Source organism: Rhodococcus sp. AD45-ID, from assembly GCF_003023755.1.
Taxonomy (GTDB): domain Bacteria; phylum Actinomycetota; class Actinomycetes; order Mycobacteriales; family Mycobacteriaceae; genus Rhodococcus_F; species Rhodococcus_F globerula.
On the sequence record NZ_PYHL01000001.1, the window covers coordinates 1,433,016 to 1,456,908 of the forward strand.

Below are 23,893 nucleotides of genomic sequence, written 5' to 3' on the forward strand. Positions count from 1 at the left end.
TTTGTTAGCTACTACGCACTCACGTTCAAGATCGACCCGATGCCCTTGCCGATGAATGCCAGAATGGCATCAACAGACGGGACACCGATTTCTGCGCTGAAAGAATACAGGGAACCGAGCATGAGATCCTCCGGATCATTAAGGTGAATGGCGGATTGCCACCGCCGTGATACTAACCTTTTTTAGCGCATTCCGGGCATTTGGTCGGAAAAAAAGTGATCATTTCCGGACCAAAGTCCCGTTTACGTACTCAGGCTGAATCCGCGGTGACAAAATCAATCGAGATAGCGATGTCCGTTTTCGCTCGTCCGGAGTTGGAACTCCTGAGTGGGCGCATCATCGAACGGCATCGAGGAGTGCGGAGCTTCCTCGGGAGCCTGTACCGGCGCCTTGACGGGAGCAGCTTTCGTTTCTGCCGAGTCCGTCGCGGGTGCCGGCGCCTTCTTCGGTGCGGTGGCCTTGGCAGGAGTCGCAGAACCTGCGGAGGCTCCCGGTAACGGTGCAGCCTCAGCGAGTGCAGGCACCGTCTTGTCGGTTTCGTAGTAGTACTTGTACTCGTATCCACCGCCCCGCTTATTCGCGGGCGTCATCGTGATGACGGTGCCCAAGATGCGTGCGCCGACGCTCTGAAGATTGCCGACGGCCCGGGCAAGCTGGTCTCGCTTGGTGCTGGCGTGGCGCGCAATTACCAAGGCGCCGTCTGACATTGCGGTCAGAACTGCAGCATCCGTGACCGGAAGCAGCGGCGGCGCGTCGATGATGACGTACTCGAAGCGATCACGAAGTTCGGCAAGAACCTGCCGAGAGTGATCGGTGCCGAGCAATTCGCTCGGGTTCGGCGGAATAGGTCCTGAGGCAAGGACAACCAGATCGCCGTGCGTTGTCGGCTGCAGTACGTCGTCGAGTTGCGCTTGACCGGCCAGGACCGAGCTGAGGCCGACGGTGCCGATCATGCCGAGATACTTCGAGACTCGCGGCTTGCGCAGGTCGCCTTCCACGAGGCAGACCGATTTTCCGGCCTCTGCGAGCACCAGAGCGATGTTGACGGCCGTCGTCGTCTTACCTTCTGCGGAAAGCGAACTCGTGACAACGATGACGCGTGGCGGGTTGTCCACTTCGAGGAACTGAAGGTTGGTACGCAGCTCGCGGTAGGCCTCTGCGCTGGCAGAGTTGCCTTCGTTGAATTCGATGGTGTGCTTGGTCTGCATTTCCTTGTCGAAGGGAATGGTTCCGACCAACGCGGAGCCTGCTACGTCTTCGACAGCACGACGATCCTTGACTGTGTTGTCGAGACGGTCACGCAAGACGGCAAGCGCGATACCCAGAAGCAGACCAACTGCTGCGCCGAGTGCGATGTTGCGCTTGGTGTTCGGCGATACGGGCGTGGTGGGCGTTCCCGCTTCCTGCTCGACGACCACGCGGGCTGCCGGGGTTCCACCCGTCTCCGGGGTTTCCAATTCCTTTGCCATCAAGACAAACTCATCCGACAGCGCGTTGGCGATATCGCGTGCACGTTCGGGCGACGGATCTTTCACGCCCACGTCGATCAGAACCGTGTCGGGTGCGGACGTCGCCACAACGCTTGCCGCGAGTTGGGCCGGCGTCATTCCGTTGACTGCATCGCTACCGAGCCGATCGATAGTGCGCTGTGCGAGGGTTTGTCCGGTCAGGAGCTTGGTGTACGACGTAACCCGCTGCTGTGACAGCAGGTTTCCCTGGTATGCCTCGTTGACGGAGCTTCCCAGCGTGGTGGACACGAACAGCCTGGTAGAGGCCTGGTAGATCGGGGTCGAGATCAGCGAGGCGCCCAACGCGCCGAGAATCGCGACAACGGTGACAACAGCGATGATCTTCCAGCGCGCCTGCAATACCTTCAGGTAGTCCTGTACTTCCATCTTCAATCCCTTTCGGCTCACGCACTGAGCTGCGCGTTGGAGCGATGATCACAAGCGTCACGTCAGAACCCGCGACATTTGCCGCATACCTGACATTCAATTGAACAGCAAATCCTTAGACACTGCTTGCTACGTCACATCAGAATCCTCTCCGTACCGCACCAGGTCAAAGATCTGAGAGAGAACTGATGGCGCCATCATCTCGGCGTGCGTGGCATCGACCGAGTGTTCGCGAATGATCGCGACCCGATCCGACCATCGCTCGACCAAGTCGCGATGACGATGGACATCTCTCTGCGCAACAACAAAATCCACAACCCCGAGAAAGAGCCTCGGCTCGTGGTCGCTCGCCATTCTGGCAAGTTTCTCCACTCTCTCGGAAGCAGCTTCAAGGAGTTCAGCGGTCACAAATTCCAGGTGAGCTCTGGTGCGGATCTCGTCGGCCGCCTGCGCAAAGGTCAGATCGACGCGCGGAGCCTCCAGCTCGGTCAGACCTAGTTCGGCAAATAGCTCGCCAGCAGTGGGAGCTGATTGAATGGCCGGTATCCTCTCCGGCGGCAACGTATCGAGCATGACAACCGATCCGACGCTCGCGCCGGAATCCTCGAGCGCCACCGCCATCTCCTGCGCAACGGTTCCACCGAGCGACCAGCCGAGCAGGTGATACGCGCCATCTGGTTGAACGATCCGCACCGCATCCACATACCGTTCGGCGAGCGCATTGAGGGTCCCGGGCAGCTCGCCCGCACCCGTTGCCTGCACTCCGTAGACCCGACGGCCACCCAGGTGCTGCGCCACACCGGCGTAGCACCACGCCAATCCGCTCACGGGGTGAACGCAGAAGAGCGGCGGACGCTGATCGAGTGGATCTCCCCCGAGCAGGACGATGGTGTCCATCGGATCGGTCTTTCCGCCGGCCTCGATACGTTCGGCAAGTTCGGCAACGGTCGGATCGGTGAAGATCCATTGAACCTGAACATCACGATCGAGCCGCGTACGTAGCGTCGACGCTACGTCTACCGCGCCCATGGAGGTTCCGCCGAGTTCGAAGAAATTGTCGTACCGACCAACCGTGTTCGCGGATGTGTTGTGCGCAAACGCTTGTGCGATGCACTCTTCCAGTTCCGTTTCGGGTGGCTCGATCACACCGACGCTGCCACGATCCGGCGCCGGCAATGCCACCTTGTCGACCTTGCCGGACGGTAGCACCGGAACCGCGTCGATCACCGTGACAGTTGCGGGAACGAGGTGACTCGGAAGGTTTGCCGACGCAAACTTTCGCAGACTGATCGAATCCGCCGACGCATCATGGAGCGTGACGTACGACGCGAGTTCCCCGTCCGCCACAACGGTTACCGCAGAAGTCACAGCGGGATGCCGACGCAATCCGGCGTCGACCTCGGCGGGTTCGACGCGGATGCCGCGAATCTTCACCTGGTCGTCGTTGCGGCTCACGAATTCGAGGGCACCGTCGTTTCGCCGTCGTCGAACGAGGTCTCCGGTGCGGTACATCCGGGCACCGGGACGGTTCGGGTCGGCAACAAACCGCAGGGCTGTCCGCTCGGGCGCGTGGATGTATCCGCGGGCAAGGTTGTGGCCGGCGATGTAGAGCTCGCCGGTGACGCCGTCGGGAACGGGATGCAGCCTGGCGTCGAGGACAAGCGTCGACGCTCCATGTACGGGGTCGCCGATTGCTGTGTCTCCGCCGGATATCTGCGCCGACGTTGCCGCCGCGATGGTGGTCTCACTGGGGCCGTATCCGTTGAAGATCCGATGCCGAGCGGACCACTGCGCCGCCAGGTCCACGCTCAACATCTCTCCCGCCGATTCCACTGTCAGCGACGGGATCTCGTTCGGGTCGAGTGTCGAGAGAACGGTGGGTGTTGCGATGAGGTGGGTGATCGCGTGCGAGACGATGAATTCCGTCAGTTCGGCTCCCGCGAAGACGTATTCCGGTGCCAGTACCAGTGTTCCGAGCGCGGCCGGCGCAATCATGAATTCGATAACCGAGGCGTCGAAGGTTGGTGACGCCAGTTGCAGGACGCGCATGGCGGTACCCGTCTCGAACATCTCGAGGTGGGTGGCACACACATTTGCCAAGCCGCGATGAGATACCGCAACGCCTTTGGGTGTACCGGTCGATCCCGAGGTGTAGATGACGTAAGCGAGGTTGTCCAGGTGAGCTGCGCGTGCGCCCGTCAGCGACGTTGTTGCAGTGCGATCGGACATCGGAATCCATGTCAGCGACGAGGACAGCGAGCGCGTGCCTGCCACGCACAGTCCAAGGGTCACTCCACTGTCGGCAAGCATCGCTTCGAGTCGCTCACGCGGCTGATCCGGGTCCACGGAAACCCAAGCGGCGCCGGCCCGCGTCACGGCCCAGAGTGCAACTACCCACAGATGTCCGCGACCAGTTGCAACGGCAACAACGTCGTCGGGCCCGATTCCCCGATCCACCAGTTCCTGAGCCCAGTATGTTGATTGGTCGAACAGCTCTTGGTAAGTCCATACCCGGCCGTCAGCCTCGAGCGCGATGGCCTCGGGAGCTTCAGCGAGCACATTGCCGATGAGTGCGGCCAGGGTGAGCGGCGCGATATCACCGCGACTGCGCTGCGGCTGGTTCGCTCGGTCACCGAGTACATCGATATCCCCCACAACACTCTGCGGATGCGCCACCACTTCGCCCAGAATCCGCATGAACCTCGCGGCAAACAGTTCTGCTGTCGACTGCTCGAACAGGTCGGTGGCATACAGCAATCGCAGGCGCACACCGACGCCGGTATCGGTCAGATCCCAGGTCAGATCGTAATCGGCGGAAACGGGGGCTTCCCCGGTCAGCCGGAGCGGTTCGATCCCGGGCACACTCGGAAGTTCCTGTGCACGTTGATACGCAAGCATCACGGTGAAGAGCGGGTGTTCGTTTGCCGTGCGCGGCGGCGCGATTCGGGCGACCACGTCGTCGAAGGACACGTCGGCGTTGTCCATGGCCCCGAGATCGACGCGTCGTACCTGGTCGAGGATGTCCGAGAATCGATCGCTTGGAAGGATATTCGTCCGCAGCGCGACGGTACCCACCATCATTCCGACCATCGACTGCAGGTACGGATCGTTTCGTAGGCTGACCGCTGTGCCGACAACCACGTCGTCGGTTGCGCTTTCACGCGCGAGCAGCACCGCGATCACGCTGTGCAGGAGCATGAAGACAGTCACTCCCTGCGAGTGGGCCAGAGCTGTCAGCCCCGCGTACAGGTCACCGTCCACCGCGGCGGACACGACGGAACCTTGTTGTGTCGGAGCAGCGGGGCGCGGGCGGTCTGTCGGCAGCGGCAAAACGCCGTCGACGCCGCGGAGAACTGTTGCCCAGTAGTCCAGTTGGCGGTGAGCAAGTGAGGTCGGATCGTTCTTGTCACCGAGCACGCCGCGCATCCAGATGCTGTAGTCCTGGTAGTCGACGGGCAGCGGGCGCCAATCCGGTTGATGCCCCGCACCTCTCGCAGACAGTGCGGCGGCAAAATCCGTGAGCACGATGCCCGTCGAACCGCCGTCGAGCGCAATGTGATGCACCACAACAACCAAGGCCCGGGCGCCGGCGCCGTCAACGGTCAACTGCACGCGCATCGGCGGTTGGTGTTCCAACTGGAATGGCGCGGACGCAAAGAGCGCTGCGCCATCGTACAGATCGCCGACAAGCACGGGATCAAGATCGATTGCCGCGACATCTGCGACTACTTGGTGTGGCCCAGCGGAATCAGCGGGAAAGCGGGTGCGCAAAATACTGTGCCGGGCAACCACATCCGATATGGCTTCCGCCAGAGCGTCTACCTCGATGTCCGGTCCGATGGTGACCGCGAATACCAAGTTGTATGCCGACGACGCCGGACCGAGCTGCGAGCTCAACCACATACGCTGCTGCGCGGGAGCCAACGGCACCCGGCTTTCGGCGGCGCGACTGGTGAGCGGTGGCCGGACCACAACGTCTTCGGCCGCATCGATCCAGCGAGCCAACGCACGCGGCGACGGATTCTCGAAAACCGCACCAACGGATACGTCGCGCCCGAACACCGAAGCCAGTCGACCCGCGACCACCGTGGCGGACAGTGAATCCCCACCGGATTCGAAGAAGTTGTGGCTCACACTCACAGTGCTGCCCGCGTGGTGCGACATCACTGCCGTCACCAATTCTTCTGTGGCAGTGAGCGGCCATGCGTGAGGTGTGGATTCGCCGAGGTGCGCGTGCAGTGCGCTCACATCCACCTTGCCGTTGCGGGTGAGCGGCAACGCATCGAGCATGACGATGCGTCCCGGCACGAGGTACCCGGGTAGCTGCGCCGCCAATTCATGTCGGAGCGCGTCTTCGCTGGTTTCCTCGCCAACGACAAATGCGGTGATCACATCGCCAATCAGGAGCGCGGACACAGCACTCACTCCGGGGACCAACCGCGCCGCAGTCTCGATCTCGGCCAGCTCGATTCGCACACCGCGCACCTTGACCTGGCGGTCCGACCGACCGACGAATCCCAATGCGCCGCTCGCTGTTCGGTGTACCAGGTCCCCGGTGCGGTAGCGTCGCCGCCCGCCCGCTGCCGCCACAAAGGATGTAGCCGTTGCGGCGGGATCGCCGAGATAACCCATCGCGAGACCGGGACCATTGACGTACAACTCCCCCACCCCGCCAAACGGGACGGGGCGCAGAGCGCCGTCGAGCACTTCGGCTCCGGTACCGGTGATGGGTTCACCAATTCCGGTGTCCGAGTCGATATCCGCAAGAGTCGCCACGACGCTGGCTTCCGTGGGGCCGTAGGCGTTGAGCATCCGCGCGCCGGTACTCCAGGCGTGTGCGGTCGCGGGCGAGAGCACGTCGCCGCCCACGGCAACCACGTCGAGCAGCGGCAGTGCGGCCGGGTCCATCGTGTCGAGCACACCCGGGGTGGACAGTAGGTGCGTGATGCGGTGTTCTGCCACGAACTTTTCGAGGTCTCGGCCACCGTAAACGTCAGGTGGCGCCACAACCAATGCTGCTCCGCTGCCGAAGGCAAGCAACATCTCGAGCAGAGCGGCATCGAAGCTCGGGTTGTAGCCCTGCAGGACAACCGAATCCGGTGTGACGCGGTATCGCGCCACAGCTTCGTCCGTGAGCGGGCCGAGCCCGCGGTGGGTTACCGCAACTGCTTTGGGGTTACCGGTCGACCCGGAGGTATGGATGACATACGCCACGGCGTCCGGATTCTGCGTGCCGGGAACGGGGCTGACGGGTTGCAACACCGACCGCAACCGACGCAGACGGGCGTCGGGGAAATCAGGGTCGATCGGCGCAAAAGCAGCACCGGTCTTGGTTATCGCCCACAGACGGATGACGTAGTCGATCGATCGCACCGCGCTGATCTCGATCACCGCGCCCGGTCCGGCACCGGCGGCCACCAGCTCACGTGCCAGTTCGTTCGACGCGTGGTCGAGTTCTCGATACGTGAGCATCTCTGTGCCGTCGCGCAGTGCAACGTTGTCGGGAAACGCCGCTGCGGTACGGGTGAAGATCTCACTCAGAGTCCGGGACGAATCAACGGGTGTTGCCACCCAGCCGGGTGCTGAGATCGTTGATGCTTCCGACGCCGCCAAGAAGGGGTTGGCAAGCGCGCGCTGCACAACGTCGACAAACAGGTCGGCCACCGATTGCGCAGTCGCGGCGTCGAAGAACTCTCGCGCGTACACAACCAGCCCGTCCGTGTGGCCGTCCGGCCGCTCGGTCAGCGATACCTGCATCTCGAACTTGGCTGCGCCGGTCTCGATTTCGGTAGCACTGACGGCCAGGCCGGCGATGTCGACGTCGGGAATGGTGAAGTTCTGCAGTGCCAACGCAACCTGCGGCATCCGGCCACCGAGCATCGAGGTCAGAGCTTCCACGGGCACATCGCTGTGCTCGAAGGCCGCAAGATCGCGCTCACGAACCTGTTCCACGAGCTGCAGCATCGTCGTGTCGCGGAGGATCTGTGCCCGCAGCGGGACAGTATCGACAAACATTCCGATCAGGCCGTCCAAGGCAGGTGAGCGGCGTCCGTCCACCGCGGTTGCGATCACCACGTCCGAGCTGCCACTCAACCTCGAGAGAACTGCTGCCAGTGCGGCGTGAAAGACCATGAAGGGTGTTGCCTGGGCCCGGCCGGCCAAGTCAGCGATCGCCGACGTGGTGTGGGCGTCGAGGGAGAACTCCACACGATCTGCTGTCCACGTCGTCGACACGAGGCCGCGATCCGGCGTCAGCGGCGCCACCGAGGTGACGTCCGCGAGTTCCGTCTGCCAGTGAGATACCGATTCGGTTTCCGAAGCCTGTTCCCACACTGAATAATCCGCGTACTGAACCGGCAGCGGCTGCCACTGCGGAGCCGAACCTGCGCGCCGGGACGAATAGGCAGCAAGCACGTCGCGAACGATCGGCACCAGAGAGCCACCGTCTGCGGCAATGTGGTGCACATTCACCGCGAGCACATGATGCTCGGGCGCGAGTATGAACAGTGCGGCGCGAATGGGGAGCTGATTGCTCACGTCAAACCCTTGCGATGCAAAGGCATGCAGATCGGCATCCAGTGAGTCTTCGGTGGCAGATCGGGATTCGAGTGTTAGTTCCGCATCGGCCAGAATCTGCTGTACCGGTGGCCGCTGCGGGTAGACGGTTCGCAGGATCTCGTGCCGGTTCAGCACGTCACCGAGGGCGAGTTGCAAAGCTGCACCGTCGAGCTCACCGCGTAGGTCAACGGCAACCGGCAGGTTGTACGCGCTGCTGGTGGCGTCGAGGGTATTGAGCACCCACATACGTTGCTGATTGCGTGAGAGCGGAATTTCTACCGGACGCGGACCGGCAACAATGTCTGCGACACCGCGATCGGAATCCGGCTCTTGTTCCAACGCCGCAGCAAGTTCCGCGACGGTCGGGTGTGCAAACAGCATTCTCAGTGAGATGTTCCGTGCCAGGGTGTTTCCCACCTGCGACGTCACCCGGGTAGCGAGTAGCGAGTTTCCGCCCTGATCGAAGAAGTGTGTGCCACGGCCGATGTGGTCGGTTCCGAGCACGCTGGCGAATACGTCGGCCACAGCACGCTCGGTGGCGGTGCGCGGGGGTTCGAAGGGCAAGGCGGAAACGCGGGGTGTCGGCAATGCGCGTACGTCGAGCTTGCCGTTCACCACGGGCGGATCGCCGTGGAAAACCACAACGGCACCCGGGACCATGTACGACGGGAGCGCATCGGCAAGCCTGCGGCGCAGGTCGTCACCGTCAAGCTGCACACCACGTTTCGGGCGCACATACGTCACCAGCATCGGAGTGTCTGCGGTGCTCGTGCGGAGAACCGTTGCGCAGAAGTCGACTTCCGTGATCGCTGCGATGGCCGCTTCGATCTCGGCAGGCTCGATCCGCACACCGTTGACTTTCAACTGCGCGTCGTTGCGGCCTAGGTAGTGCAGCCGGTGGCCACTACCGGTGTTCTTCCACATCACCAGATCGCCGGTGCGGTACATCCTGGCGCCGCCTGCGGTGGCAACAAAGCGTTCGGCCGTCCATTCGGGGTGACCGGCATATCCACGGGCAAGCGCAGCACCCGCAAGGTAGAGCTCACCCGCGACGCCCGGTGGAACCGGCTCGAGGAAGTTGTCGAGAACAAAGGCGTCGACGCCGGCTACGGGATACCCGATCGGGATGTCGCGGCCATTTGCGATAAGCGGTTCTGTCGCAACGGTGTACATGGTTGCCTCGGCCGGACCGTAGCCGTTCACGACGCGTCGTCCCGGTGACCACCGTTCGACAATGTCGGCGGTCAGGCGCTCACCACCGAGCATCACCATCTCGAGGTGCGGCAGATCGTTGTCCTCGACCGTTGCCATCACCGTCGGTGTGATGCACAGGTGCGTGATCTGTTCGCGTCGAAGCAGGTCGGTGAGCGCGGGACCGGCAAACTCGGCATCCGACGCGAGCACCAGTGTTGCGCCGCTCGAGCCGGCGATCAACACCTCCAGGAGCGTCATGTCGAATCCCGGTGCGCCGCGGTGAAGTACGCGCGAACCGGTGCTCGCGCGGTAGCGCGCTGCCAGATCGGCATCGAGCGCTCCCAGTCCCTCGTGCGTGACCACCACGGCTTTGGGCACGCCCGAGGTACCCGAGGTGAACACGACGTAAGCGGCGCCGCCGCTGGGGATCTTCTCCGTCGCTGCGGCACCAAGATCTGGGGAAAGCACCGCGCTGAGCGCATCAAGGGTGCGCGACGCCGGTTGAGCGGGGTCGATCAAGGCGGGCGCCGCACCGGTCTTGGCGATGGCCCACAAACGGACGATGGAATCGACGGTGCGATCCGCCGTCCACGGGATCACCCGTTCGGGACCCGCACCGTCGGCGCGCAAGTCTGCCGCGGCAACGTCGGAGCGGCGATCGAGTTCGCGATAGGTCAGGCTATCGCCGTTGCCGGTTATTGCCAGCGCGTCCGGTGCGGTGCGCACTCCACGGGTGAGCATCGACGCCAATGTGGTTGTCGCGCTGGTGTCGACCCCGCTGGCCGGAACCAACGCTGCTCGCTCGCCCGAGTCCAGAAGATCGATCCGTCCGAGAATCACCGACGGATCAGCGGCTACCCGCTCGAGCAAGCGCACGTACCGTTCCGCGAACCGGGTGACCGTGGCTGCGTCGAATAGATCTGCGTTGTAGGCAAATTCCAGGCGCATCGGGTGATCGTCGGCAGCGTCCGTCACATTGAGCTGCAGGTCGAAGTTGGCGTGTTCGAACTCAGCGACCATCGGGGTGAGAGTCAGGCCCGGCAGTTCCCAGCTGGTCGGCCGCGGCGCCTGGAAGGACAGCGCGATCTGGAACAGCGGATGGTGCGACGGCGACCTGGCCGGATTCAGTTGTTCGACCAATGTCTCGAAAGGCATGTCCGCGTGGGTGTATGCGGCCAGGTCCTGCTGGTGAACGTGGCTCAACAGCTCCGCGAAGGACGCGGTTTGATCGATCGCGGTTCGCAGAACCAAAGTGCCCGCGAACATTCCCACCAGATCGTCCAGCTTGGGATCGGAGCGGCCGGCCACCACTGTTCCGATCGGCACATCGGCGCTGGCGCTGTACCGCGAGACGAGTGCGGCCAGCGCGGCATGCATCACCATGAACGTGGTGGCGTTGTGTGATCGTGCCAGGGTGTCGAGCAGCCCGCGCAAGGAATCACCGAGCTCGACCTGATGGGATCGGCCCCGGCCCGACGGCGTCAGCGGCCGTGGATGATCCAGCGGCAACGTCACCTGATCTGGCAAACCGGCCAGGTTCTCCAGCCAGTATTCGGCGACATGATCGGGAACTCCCGAATCGCGCTGCCACACGCTGTAATCGGTGTACCGAATCGGCAACGGCTGCCAGGACGGCGCGACGCCCCTCGCATGGGCGGTGTATGCGGTGACGGTGTCTCGAATCAACGCGTCCATCGACCACGCGTCCGCAGCAATGTGGTGGATCACCAGTGCCAGAACGTGAGAGCCCTCGTCGAGGCGGAACAGTTCGCCGCGAACCGGTGGATCGACCGTGACGTCGAAGCTTGATCCCACCAACTCGACAACCCGGTCCATGACCGATTCAGAGCCGACTGTCACGGGTTCGAGTGCGGGAGTGACCAGTTCGGACTCGAGCACCACCTGACGCACACCGTCGACTCCCACCGGGTAGATCGTCCGGAGCGTCGCGTGCCGCTCTACGACGTCAACCGCGGCTTTGCGCAGCGTCTTGGCGTCGACGTTTCCGTCGAGTCGCAGAATCACGGGAATGTTGTATCCGGCTGCGGTGGTGTCGAACTGGTTGAGAATCCACATGCGGTGCTGAGCCGGCGAGAGGATCAGTTCTGCATCACTGCCGGCAGGTTCGAGAGCGATGCGTCGACGGCCACTGCCGATCCGGGCGCTGATACCTGCGGCCAGTTCGCTGACGGTGGGGCGCTCGAATACTTCACGCACATCGATATCGGTGTCGAAGACCGCGCTCAGCCTGGTGGACAGACGAGTCGCGATAAGAGAGTTTCCGCCCTGGTCGAAGAAACTCCGTGCGACGTCCACGGTTTCGAGGTGCAGGAGTTCGGCGAATACTGCTGCAACGGTTTCTTCCATCGGGTCGCGCGGTGGCCGCCCGTGGGTGGGGCGCGAGGCAGGCTCAGGCAATCCTGCTCGGTCGAGTTTGCCGTGCGCGGTGATCGGCAGTGCGGGCAGCGGCACAATCAGCGTGGGCACCAGATGAGCAGGCAGCTGATTCCGCAGATCCGATACAACGGCGTCCGCATCCCCGTTGTCCGGCGCGATGTAGGCGACCAGCGCCGGTCCGGTGGGCAGCTCACGCAGAACTACTGCGGCCGCGCTGATCTCGGGTCGACGCAACAGCGCCGCTTCGATCTCGCCCGGCTCGATGCGATAGCCGCGCAGCTCTACCTGACTGTCGGCACGACCGATGTACCGCAGCGCGCCCCGGTACATCCGAACCCTGTCGCCGCTGCGGTACATCACCGATCCGGCAACTGCGGGTTCGGGAACAAACCTGGTGGCACTCAGTGCGGGTTTACCGAAGTACCCGGCTGAAACCTGCGGGCCGGCAACATACAGTTCGCCGACGGTACCTTCCGGCACCGGCCGCAACGAGCTGTCCAATACATACGTACGGAGTCCGGGAAGCGCCGTGCCGATGACCGAATCGTCGTCACTGGCGCCCGAAAGATCGAATGCTGTGACGTGCACCGTGGTTTCGGTGATGCCGAACATGTTCACGGCGCGAATCTCGCGATGGCTGTCGAGCCAGCCGCGAACCGAGCCCACATCCAGTGCTTCCCCGCCGAAGATCAACAGCCGCACGGGCAGTTCGGTGGACTGCGTGATCGCGGAAAGCGCCTGGAACGCCGACGGAGTCTGATTGAGAACAGTGACTCCTTCGTCTACCAGCAACTGCGCAAACTGCGGAGTGGACCGGGCGACATAGGCGTCGACGGGAACCAACCGCCCACCGGTTGTCAACGCTCCCCACATCTCCCAGACCGAGAAGTCGAATGCGCCGGAGTGGAACATCGTCCACACGTCGCCTGCGCCTACATCGAGAATCTTTTCGGTTGCCGCCAGCAACGCGATGACGTTGGCATGTGACACCACAACACCTTTGGGGGTGCCGGTGGAGCCGGAGGTGTAGATCAGGTACGCGTCCTGCGCAGGTACCACCGCGCGGCGTCGGGCCAGGTCGGGATCCCACACTGCCGCAACGTCGATCAGTTCGCGGCCGAAGTTCGTCAGGCGGGGTACCGCAGATTCGGCGCAGAGCACGTGGGTTGGTGCGGCGTCGCCGAGTAGGTACTCGAGGCGTGCGTCGGGATAGTCGAGGTCGAGGGGAACGTACACACCGCCGGACCGAACTACGGCCAGCACCGCAACCACGAACTCCGGCGAGCGCGGCAGCGCAACGGCCACCCGGTCTCCCACCCGAACGCCGCGCTCGATCAATGCGCCGGCAAGCACTGCAGACCGATGTTCGAGCTCGGAGTAGGTGAGACGATCTTCGCCGACGCCTACTGCAACGTCATCACCGTGTGTAACCACCTGTGCCAGAAACAGTTCGGCTAATGAGTGTGCCGAGTGGGCAGGCTCCGATACAACCGGCGTCAGCGCATCATGTTCGCCGGCACTCAGAACGTCGACAGCACGAACCGTGATATCCGGCCTGGCCGTGACGGCTTCGCAGACTCGCAGCAGGCGGTCCATCCATCCGGACACGGTCTCCGCGTCGAAGATATCGGCAGCGTAGGTGAGTGACCCGGCGATTCCTCCGGGCGAGCCGTCAGGAAGGCGTTCTTCACGGACGGCCATTTCGATGTCGAACCGAGCGTGATCGGGGGTGCGTCCCACACCGTGTGCCGTCGCCGAGCCGAGTGCCATATCGGCCTCGGTGCCAAACGCGTCGAGCGCTAGCACCACACGGAACAACGGATTCCGGTTCAGTCCGCGGTTGGGTGCAACCCGATCGACCACCCAATCGAACGGCACATCCGCGTGTGACATTGCGGCGAGATCGACATCGCGAACCTGTTCGAGGAACGCGGCAAAGGTGTCCCCCGGCTTGGTCGCCGTGCGCAGTGCCACCGTGCCGGCAAACATGCCAACCGTCGAATCGAACGCCGGGTGTGCGCGTCCGGACGTGGGAGTCCCGATCGCAAAATCCTCTGCGCCGGTGATCTTGTGGAGCAGAACTGCGAGCACTGCGTGCAGCGCCATGAACGTGGTGGCATTGTGCTGGCGGGCAATCGCCGCCAGCTGTACGTGAAGATCTGCCGGAATGCCGAACGCGATAGTGGCCGCGGGCGGCTCCGTGCCCATCGCCCGCCGCCTGTCGGTGGGCAGATCCAATCCTGTCGGCAGCGACCCAAGCGTGTTCTCCCAGAACGCAAGTTGGTCATGAGCAAGACTTCCCGGCTGATCGGGGTCACCGAGCGCTGCTCGCTGCCACACCGAATAGTCGCGATAATCCAGCACCTGCGCCGGCCAGTTCGGCTGTGCGCCGCTAACGCGATCGTCGTATGCCCGGACCAGGTCACCTACCACCGCACCGAACGAGAGTCCGTCTACAGCAATGTGATGAGCAACGACGGTCAAGCGGTGGTCGTGTTCGCCGAACGACGCCAGCACCAAGCGCAGTGGCAGTTCGGCAGCGACGTCGAATCCGCGCCTGGCTGCATCTGCGGCCGCGGCAGCGTACTCGTCTGCGCCAACCTGCAGCAGGCCTGTCGTGGATTCCGACAGGACCTGCACTGCTGTGCCTGCAGTTCCGATCGGATACGTCGTCCGCAAGACGCGATGCCGATGTTGGACGTCGGCAAACGCCTGCTCGAGCGCGTCGATGTCGAGCACTCCGCCGAGTGTCACCTCGAAAGAGACGTTGTAGGCGGAAGATTCCGGGGCGAGACGCGAGAGCAGCCAGATACGTTGTTGCGCCAGTGACGGTTCCACCACAACATCGGCGGGGACCACAACAGGTTCCGGCAACGCCGAACCTGCGACCGATCGGCGAAGGTGCTGTGCGAGTCCCGTCGGTGTCGAGGCCTCGAACACGTCGCGGACACCTACGCGAATGCGAAGGGCCTCGGACAGCCTGTTCGCGACATACACCGCGGCAAGCGAGTTCCCGCCGGAGGCAAAGAAATCGGCATCGACACTCAGCGATGCAACCCCGAGCACGTCTGCCATCACCGCGGCAACAAGAGCTTCGTGGTGATCCACCGGTTGCAGCGCGACATCCGCCTCGCGATGCGGCGTGGGTAGCGCGTCTCGGTCGATCTTGCCGTTTGTGGTGGTCGGCCAGGTAGAGACCACGGTGACCGAGGACGGCATCATCGCAGCGGGTAGAACATTCGCCAGATGCTCAGTGACAAACGACGTCTCGGTGACAATCGGTATGTCTGTCGACTCAGGCCCCTCATCGGCCGTGAGTACAACGTACGCAGCGATTTCGCCGTCGCGAGCGACAGCCAGCGCCGACGCCACACCTGAGACGGACGTCAGTGCCGCTTCCACCTCACCGAGTTCAACCCGGACACCACGGATCTTGACCTGATGGTCTGCGCGCCCGACAAATTCGAGCTGGCGCTCTGCCGACCATCGGACGAGGTCGCCGGTTCGATACATGCGACTCGACGGGTCTCCGTACGGCGCCGCAACAAACTTCTCTGCGGTAAGGCCCGCGCGGCGCACGTATCCGCGTGCCAGTCCGGGGCCCATCACATACAGTTCGCCGGTTGCTCCAATTGCGCTCGGCTGCAGACGTGCATCCAGCACAACGGCGGAGACGCCGTCGATGGGCCGGCCGATCGGCGGCCGCTGCGCCGGGTCCAGCGGTTCGCTCATGAACGCGGTCACACTCGCTTCGGTGGGACCGTACGAGTTGACGACGCCGACGTACGGCGACCACCGCTCGATCAGATCCGGCGATGGCGACTCGCCGCCGACGTTGAGCATGCGCAGGTCCGGCAAGCCACTCGGATCCATCGACGACGCCACCGCCGGCGTGGACAGGAAGTGCGTCACGCGTTCTGCGCGTAGGTAGTCGGCCAGATCAGCACCGCCGATCAAGCCGGGCGGCACCACTACCGCGGTTGCGCCGGTTCCGTGTGCAAGAAGGAGTTCCAGTACCGCAACGTCGAAAGCGGGTGAAACAAAGTGAGCGACCCGGGCCGACGCGTCGACAACAAGATTCCTGGAGTGGGCGCGCAGCAGCGAAGTCGCAGCGCGGTGTGTCACCGCAACACCTTTCGGCTGCCCGGTGGAGCCTGATGTGTAAACGATGTAGGCGACGTCATCGATCGCCGCAGCGCGCAGTACAGGTGTTTCGTGTTGATCGGCATCGTCGTAGTGGTCGGTGTTGATGTCCACGTGCGTGATTCCCGTAGGCGCCGACCACGATCGCGGCGCAACGACGACGCTCACGCCCGCGTCTGCCAACATGAATTCGATACGTTCGGCCGGGTAGTCCGGATCGACGAACATGAAGGCGGCGCCTGATCGGATGACCGCGCGGAAGGCGATGACCGACCCCGCCGAACGCGCTGCCATGATCGCCACCACATCGCCGGCGCCAACCCTGCGATCAATCAGCTTGTTACACAAGAAGGCTGATCGGGAGCGGAGCTCGCCATAGGTGATCGTAGCGCCGTCCGCGCGGACTGCCGGTGTTCCGGCGCCGCCGGATCCCTCGGACAGAACTGCGTCGAGTGTCTGCGGCGCGATTGCCGGTAATCCCCTGCTGGGCACCAGCATCGCGTAATCGTCGGCAGTCAGTACACCAAGCCTGCCCACTGGAAGATCCGCCGGCGCATCGACAAGTTCGGTCAGAACCTGCACAAACTGCTGGTGGTGAAGCTCGAGGTCTTGCTCGCTGTAAACACCGGGGTTCGCCTCGAATCCCAGCCGAATATCAGCGCCCGCAACCGCTGGGTAGATGCTGAAGAACAAATCGTCGATAGGGCCGGACGTGAGTACGTGAAATTCTCCGACAACATCACCGAGGCGAATAGTGTTGTGGAACATCATGATGTTCACGGCGGGCCCAGCCGAATCACGGGTTCCACCGCGGCTGTCGGGGCCGGCCATGTCTTCGTAACGGAATCGCTGATGGCGCAGGGCGCCGGTCAACTGCGTGGACAGCTGACTCACGAGTTGGGCCGCTGTCAATTCCGGATCAACCGACACGCGCATCGGCACGATGTTGGCGAGCATTCCGCCGGAGCGTCGCATCGCGGCCGTCGTCCGTCCTGAAATGGGAAGGCTCAGAGTAACTTCGGTAACTCCGGCCATGCGGGCCAGGTACACGGCGTAGGCACCGGCGATAATCGGAACCTCGCTGGTTTCCCACAGTTTCGCAACTGTGGTGATCCGCGCGGCGAGATCTGCGTCCATGGTGCGGGTGAGCATGCGCTGCGGCATCGACGGCGCTGCGCGGCGCTCGGTCAACCGCACGGGTTCTGGCATACCGTCAACCAGCTGAGCCCAATATTGCCGGTCTGTTTCGAATCGGGAAGACGAACGATACGACGTATCCAACTGGTACAGCTCATGCAATCCGAGCGCACGTAAGGGCGGCACCTCAGTGTTTTCCACCAAATGTGTGTAATGCTCCGCAACTCGATTCATAAGCGTCATTGCGCCATGTCCGTCGAGTACCAAGTGGTGGGCGTGCGAATACCAGAGGTAATGATTTTCTGAGACGTGCAACAAAGTGGCGGCAATTAGACGATCGACCGACATATCAATCGGGCGTGAATATCTCAGCGTCATCCACTGATGTGCTGCTTCGAACGGATTCTTACTGCCGCGTAGGTCAACATAGCCAAGCGAATCGGGAATTGAAAGGTCAACAACCTGGTGTGGTGCCGCATCCGTCTCGACCAGCCGTACCAGCGCAGATTCGATCTCGCGGCACCCACGGTCCGTTGCTTCGATCAAAGCGGACACGTCGATAAGTCCCCGAAGTTCCACGTACTGGGCAACAACAAAAGGGGTTGAAGGATTGACTTGCTGCGCCAGCCACAGCGCCTGTTGGGCACGAGACAGCGGGAAAGAGTTCAAACCCGATACCTCCACCTTCATCAGCCCCGAATTATGTATTGGAAACGCCGGCTGATCAGGTCCATCTAATTACGCGCACAACAAGAACGGCCAGGCTGAAGTTTACGGTGCGACGCCCCCTCCCACCACTTCAGGGTCAATTCTGGCACACCGCGGTAACCTCTGACGACCCCGAAAGTCAGGAGTAATTCGCAATGTCCAGCACCACATCGGGACCAAGGTCCGATGACGAATCCGAAGCAATAGATTCAACATCCACATCTACTACTCGGATTCGACGCCGCAGTCGCGTCAAGACGTCCAACCGTCGACGCAACATCGTTGCCGGTTCCAGTGCATTTGTGCTGGTTGTCGTCGCTTTTGGCGCATGGATGGGCTACTCCGCCATCACAACAAAGAGCAATCTCGAAGCGGCACGCGATCACGCGCAGTCCACCAAGACGGCACTCCTCGCTGGCGACACGGAGGCCGCCGAGCAGTCTGCAGCCGATGCCGACAAATATGCGAGTTTGGCATATTCGGAGACGCAATCCCTCCCCTGGAGCATCGCGTCAGCAATCCCAGTCGTCGGCAGCCCGTTCGAGACCACCAAACAAATGACAGATGTGGTCCATGGATTGACCAACGACGTCCTCTTGCCTGCGGTCGATGCTGGAACCGCGCTTGCTCCTGGTGAATTGATTCAGTCAGGGGGCCAGATTGCGCTCGAACCATTGCGGCAAGCCACACCCGTTCTCGAACAGACAGCAGCCTCCGCGGCCGAGTTGTCGACCCGAGCGGCGGCCGTCCCGGAAGCCAACTTCATAGGCGCAGTTAACGATGCGCGCACCTCGTTAGTGGATCAAACTACTGAGCTGACTAACCTTCTGGAGAACACGGCGCTCGCGGCACGGCTCGCACCGACGATGCTCGGAGCCGACGGACCACGCAATTACTTCATCGGATTCCAGACAAACGCCGAGGCACGCGGTACAGGCGGACTGCTGGGCGGCTACGGAATCGTCCGGGTCGAGGAAGGAACCGCACGAGTCGACACCTTGGGCCGCAACTCCGAATTGGGAGTGGACAACAGTCCAATAGACCTAGGTCCTGACTTTGCCAACCTCTACGGAATGAGCCGTCCCACCACAGATTTCCGCAACAGCAACCTCAGTTCACACTTCCCCTACGCTGCGCAGATCTGGCAGTCACTGTGGAAGCAGGAGTCAAACGGCGAGGTGGTGGACGGAGCGATCTCGATCGACCCAATTGCGTTGAGCTACATACTCAAAGTTGTGGGTCCGGTCACAATGCCAGACGGCGAAAAGGTTACAGCCGACAACGTTGTGGAACTCACCGAGTCGACGGCTTACACCCGCTTCGCGGACAACAACAACGCACGAAAGCAGTATCTGCAGAATATCGCTGGTCTTGTCGTGGAGAAGATGACCGGCAATATCAGTTCTGCCAGTGCACTTCTCGACGCCTTGGGTCGCGGTGTCTCCGAAGGCCGTATCGCAGTGTGGAGTTCACACCCCGAGGAACAGGAACTACTTGCCACAACACCTTTGGCACACACAGTGCCGGCGGATGCAGCGCCATTTGCGGGCGTAGTGATCAACAATCAGGCTGGCAACAAGCTCGACTATTATCTGACACGCTCCATCCGCTACTCGGCTGACAGTTGTGAAGGTGATACACGAAAGTCGACCGTGACCGTCAGCCTCACCAATAATACTCCGGCAGGCGATCTTCCGGACTATGTGGACGGCATAGTCGCGAATCCCAGGAATCTTCCACAGGGCACCAATATGGCCGCTGTGTCACTGCTCTCAACCCAGGGAGCAAAGCTGGATAGTGTTGCGGTGGACGGGAAGATCTCCTTCTCCGCCAGCGGAAAGGAACTTGGCCACCCAGTTTTCATGACGTTGGCCGAGGTTCCGAAGGGCCAAACAGTGGATGTTGTCTTCAACGTCACCGAACCAACTGCGGCAGGTGAAGCGCGAGTACCTGTTCAACCGCTGGTGGACGACCCAACCGTTACGATCGACGTACCAGCCTGCTAACAGCTCTTACGATCGGCAACACTGAAAGAAGCCTCACCCCGCATCATCGCCAGATTCAAACAGGAAGGCGACTGACGGCAGCGCTCCGACTGTGCATCGATCATCGACTGACGATGCACGATTGGGGCGTTGTCGCGTCTAAACCTGAGGATCCCGATCAGCATCCTCGAACGGACCTTGTGCCAGCTTTGATGTACCGAGCGGTGCATCGGTTGACTGTGCGCATTGCCCGTTAGGATTCGTATCATCGAAACCTTCCGGTCACACTGGATTCAAGACACGAAGTAAGGCTTACGGAAGCTATCTACGCTGACCGGCAGACGGGACACTTGCGACAAGTTTACCGTTTTGGATACGCAATCACAAAGGATTAAGAATCTGTTCCTAGGCCCAGCTCAGACGACACCATAGAGGGAAGACCATTATCCGCGCAAGCGCGCAATTAACCCGCGATTCCGAGCCACTTGCACCATTTCTATTGGCGTGTAATAAAAACCGAGCCTAACGGTATGATAAAGGCGTGCTACGAACTGCGGCTCACTATGCGACTTGATGTGATGGACAGATCGCCGTAATGTCCGAATATCTTCCCGCGACAACGACGATCTATGCTTCATCAAATACATTTCTGTTCCAATTGCCCGCTTCGTCGACTTTTGGGTTAGCTGACCACTTCTGTGTCTGCGCTGCAAAACGAGACGTTCCGAAACTACCGCATACTTGTAGCCAGCTTGCAGGAATCGATATAGAAAATCTGTATCGTTCTTGACCAAGAGATCAACATCATATCCGCCGATCTCCCAAAACACATGAGCCGGCAAAATGACATTGCTCCCAGTGGCCCCGGGGTTCATCGCCGCTGAAGCCGATGGGGGTAGATCCTCGGCAATTGACGCTCCATCATAAACCACATCGTCGAGAAATTCTGCCAACCAGGTAACTACTAGCTGACTATGACTCGCATGCAATCGCTCCACAGCGCACCGCAGATAATCAGGTCGCCAAATATCATCATCATCTAGAAAACCAAGAATCTTACCCTCAGCCCTTCGGGCGCCGTAGTTTCTGGACTGGGATGCTCCACCTCCTTCATCTGAATATTCGTGGTAATGGATTGGAATATCAATCCCCCTCTGGGCTTCTACACATGCCAATCTAGCTTCGGGGTCAGATACATCACTTACCACGACAATTTCATCCGGTTTCAATGTTTGACCAGCGACCGATCCTATGGCCAATCGAAGAAATTCAGGTCTCCGGTGTGTTGGAATTACGCAACTAACTGTCATCGACTTACTCACGCCCAACTGCCTTTCTCGCAAAACTAACTAGAACTGACATATCCTCACGCACTCGTTTCGATACTGCCCACGCAATGAAATACCCGATCGCTGCGGAAGTGCATCCCACTAACAGTCTTAGGGTGGGCGACGTGGAAGCCAGTGCCGCCGAGGCGCCCCAGGCCAGTAGACCGGCCGGCAGACCGAACCCGAGGACTGCGCGCGCAGCGTCTGTCAGCAGGGGACGAACTCGGATCTTAGCTACGTGCCCCACCCAGAGCAGTGCTCCAAGCCAGTTCAGCGCATAGCCGATGGAGACCGCGACTGCGACACCCATAGCACCCCACGGAAGCCCGCATAGAATAACGACTATGAGAAGCGGTTGCGCAACCAAATAGTAACGAAGCTGCTGCTTCGCGAGACCGAGAGACATGTAGATCCAGTACACGATTTGCACAATAGAGCGAAATACACCACTAATTGCCAGAATCCTGAGAATTTGACCAGCCACTTCCCAGTCCGGTCCCAATAGCAGGAGTACGAGCTGGTCACCTATCGCCGCCAGCAGAAGAAATACGCTCGCCGTTAAGTACAAAGCTACGAGTTGTGCGCGGCGTAGATACTGGAAGAACCGCGCAGGTTGATCTGCAAGCCGAGACAAAATGGGTATGGCCACACGAGACAGAGGTGTATTTATTTGGGTGAGAGGTAGACTCACCAAACTGTATGCGCGATCATACATTCCCAAACTCGAGGCCCCTGCCGAGCGTCCGAGCGCAATGCTGTCCACGTTCCTGGTTCCGTATGAGATCAATTGGGTCGCCGCGTAGCTAATTCCAAATGTCAGCAAATTCCCCATATCGGCCCGGCGTGGCAGACCCGGCCGCCACTTCGAGAACACGACACTCGCTACCAACCCGAGGAGTGCAAGAGTTATTTGCTGCGAAACCAACGCCCAGAAATTACCTACTGTAAGCGCCAGACTTAACGCAACGACGAACGCAAATACAAATGGCAATAGATCGACCGCGGCTAGCGCAAAGAATCTCAAATCACGATTGATACTCACCTTGAACTGCGTCGACAGACCGCCCAGCAAGAAAGTTATGGACAATGCCCTGACTATTTCGAGGAGAGCAGGCTCCGAATAAAAGGATGAGATTGGAGCAGCAAGAGAAAATACTAATATTGTCAGTATCGCGCCAACCAGTGTATTAATCCAGAAAAGGTTGGATTGCTGTTGGTGCGTAAGCGTACGAGACTGCAATGCAGCCATAGAGAGACCAAAATCTCGAAAAACCTCAGCGACCCCGATTAGCGCGACAACCATTGCGACCAAGCCGTAGTCCGTCGGCGATAGAAGTCTTGCCAGAATAATGGTCGAACCGAGCATTATAACAAGCTTGATCGCCTGTGATAAGAGCGTAATTGCGCTGCCCCGCGCAGCACTCTGCGCCAGTGTCATCGTCCCGCACCGCGAACTATATGTGCCATCACGATCTCACTGAGATCTGTCAACTGCTCTCGTGCTTTCGTCACCTGAAATTGCGTCCCACGAGCTAGCGCGTTGCGCGCGGCTTCGTTGACGGAATGCTTCTGAATCTCGTCCTGTTCGATACAAAATTCGTCCAGCCCCACGACTGCAAGGGTCCGTTGCAGCTTCTCAGAACTACCCACGGTCAAAGGAAGCGGAACGGCGCCCTCCGTTGCACCCAGTACGAGAGCATGAAGTCGATCGCTGACGACAGCAGACGAACGCAGGTAGATATCTCGCACTTGACTCTCGTGTGCAGCATGACTCGTATCTCCCGTCCAACCGAAAACCGTTGTACCAGAGCCGAGTTCCCGTGCAATTTCCTGGGATCGAGCGCCGTCGCGGACGACCTGAGTGACAAGAACAGGTGTCAAATTGTTCTCGTCCAAGATTGCCCTGACCGCGTCGAACCAATCTCGTGAGGGAAAGTCACGATCTCCTCGCATCGAAATTGCCAAGAGCGTACGCGGCGGGGGCGCGACACTACCGCCGGCCGACTCTCGCTGTGAAGCAATGGCAAATGCCCAGTCCGGAAGAACGTGCCCGAAACCCGACCAATCTCTGCTGGGACCATCGCGCCACGTAACGAGAGTGCACATGCGGAGAACGGAACGTGCGGCAATATCGCGCGGCACGCTTATATCGCGAACACCCAATCCAGTGTGAATCGCGGCGCCACCCCTAAGCCGAACCATCGCAACTGAGATTGCTTGAAATCTTCCTAGGTGGCTATGGGCGCGGTCAACACGCACCTCCCCTGCATTGAAGAGCAAGGAGCATCTGCCTCGTAATGCGGAAACTATCAGGCTCCGACGCCAACTGCGCCGCGACTGATAGACGACATCGTTCGAATGCAGACCCAGCGCTGAGATGTAACCGGTGGAGTTAGATCCCACGAGCACATGAACCTCCACTCGATTCCTGTCCAAGGCGTCGAGCAGTCCACGACGAAGAACTGAATCACCGAGATTATCCTCTTGTCCAATCGTAGTGACAAAGACGCGAGGTTGTCTCTTCTTTATTTTCAAGCTAGTCAGCATG

At 60.9% G+C, this 23,893-nt stretch carries 6 protein-coding genes; 1 reads left to right on the forward strand and 5 read right to left on the reverse strand.

Translation table 11 applies throughout. From position 1 onward, the window contains the following. Positions 1 to 275: 275 nt before the first annotated feature. The gene (locus C7T36_RS06515) at positions 276 to 1,895 is read right to left on the reverse strand and encodes a polysaccharide biosynthesis tyrosine autokinase (protein ID WP_084702403.1); all 1,620 of its coding nucleotides are present in this window, start codon (positions 1,893 to 1,895) and stop codon (positions 276 to 278) included. A gap of 129 nt (positions 1,896 to 2,024) precedes the next feature. After that, positions 2,025 to 18,014 (reverse strand): non-ribosomal peptide synthetase, encoded by a 15,990-nt coding sequence (locus C7T36_RS06520; protein WP_239654601.1) that lies wholly within the window; start codon positions 18,012 to 18,014, stop codon positions 2,025 to 2,027. A 173-nt stretch (positions 18,015 to 18,187) separates the two neighbouring features. Here C7T36_RS06520 and C7T36_RS06525 point away from each other — a divergent pair, with 173 nt between their 5' ends. Further along, the gene (locus C7T36_RS06525; protein WP_045064180.1) at positions 18,188 to 20,038 is read left to right on the forward strand and encodes a DUF4012 domain-containing protein; all 1,851 of its coding nucleotides are present in this window, start codon (positions 18,188 to 18,190) and stop codon (positions 20,036 to 20,038) included. Between the two features lie 422 nt (positions 20,039 to 20,460). On the opposite strand, the gene C7T36_RS06530 is transcribed toward C7T36_RS06525, so the two are convergent. Genes C7T36_RS06530 through C7T36_RS06540 form a run of 3 tightly spaced genes read right to left on the reverse strand, consistent with a single transcriptional unit; the run spans position 20,461 to position 23,892 of the window. Next, positions 20,461 to 21,339, reverse strand: coding sequence for a glycosyltransferase family 2 protein (locus tag C7T36_RS06530; RefSeq protein WP_146153429.1), 879 nt, complete (start codon positions 21,337 to 21,339; stop codon positions 20,461 to 20,463). Further along, positions 21,332 to 22,783 (reverse strand): lipopolysaccharide biosynthesis protein, encoded by a 1,452-nt coding sequence (locus C7T36_RS06535; protein ID WP_045064185.1) that lies wholly within the window; start codon positions 22,781 to 22,783, stop codon positions 21,332 to 21,334. Before C7T36_RS06535 ends, C7T36_RS06530 begins: the two co-directional genes overlap by 8 nt. Beyond that, entirely contained in the window at positions 22,780 to 23,892 is a 1,113-nt protein-coding gene (locus tag C7T36_RS06540; RefSeq protein ID WP_106939693.1) for a polysaccharide pyruvyl transferase family protein, read from the reverse strand. The genes C7T36_RS06535 and C7T36_RS06540 overlap by 4 nt, the downstream gene beginning before the upstream one ends. Position 23,893: the final 1 nt, after the last annotated feature.

What these genes read in the sequence shown, in the direction of transcription:
- C7T36_RS06525 (WP_045064180.1), top strand. Translation starts at nt 18,188, where the DNA reads ATGTCCAGCACCACATCGGGACCAAGGTCCGATGACGAATCCGAAGCA.
- C7T36_RS06540 (WP_106939693.1), bottom strand. Translation starts at nt 23,892, where the DNA reads ATGCTGACTAGCTTGAAAATAAAGAAGAGACAACCTCGCGTCTTTGTC.
- C7T36_RS06520 (WP_239654601.1), bottom strand. Translation starts at nt 18,014, where the DNA reads ATGAAGGTGGAGGTATCGGGTTTGAACTCTTTCCCGCTGTCTCGTGCC.
- C7T36_RS06515 (WP_084702403.1), bottom strand. Translation starts at nt 1,895, where the DNA reads ATGGAAGTACAGGACTACCTGAAGGTATTGCAGGCGCGCTGGAAGATC.
- C7T36_RS06535 (WP_045064185.1), bottom strand. Translation starts at nt 22,783, where the DNA reads ATGACACTGGCGCAGAGTGCTGCGCGGGGCAGCGCAATTACGCTCTTA.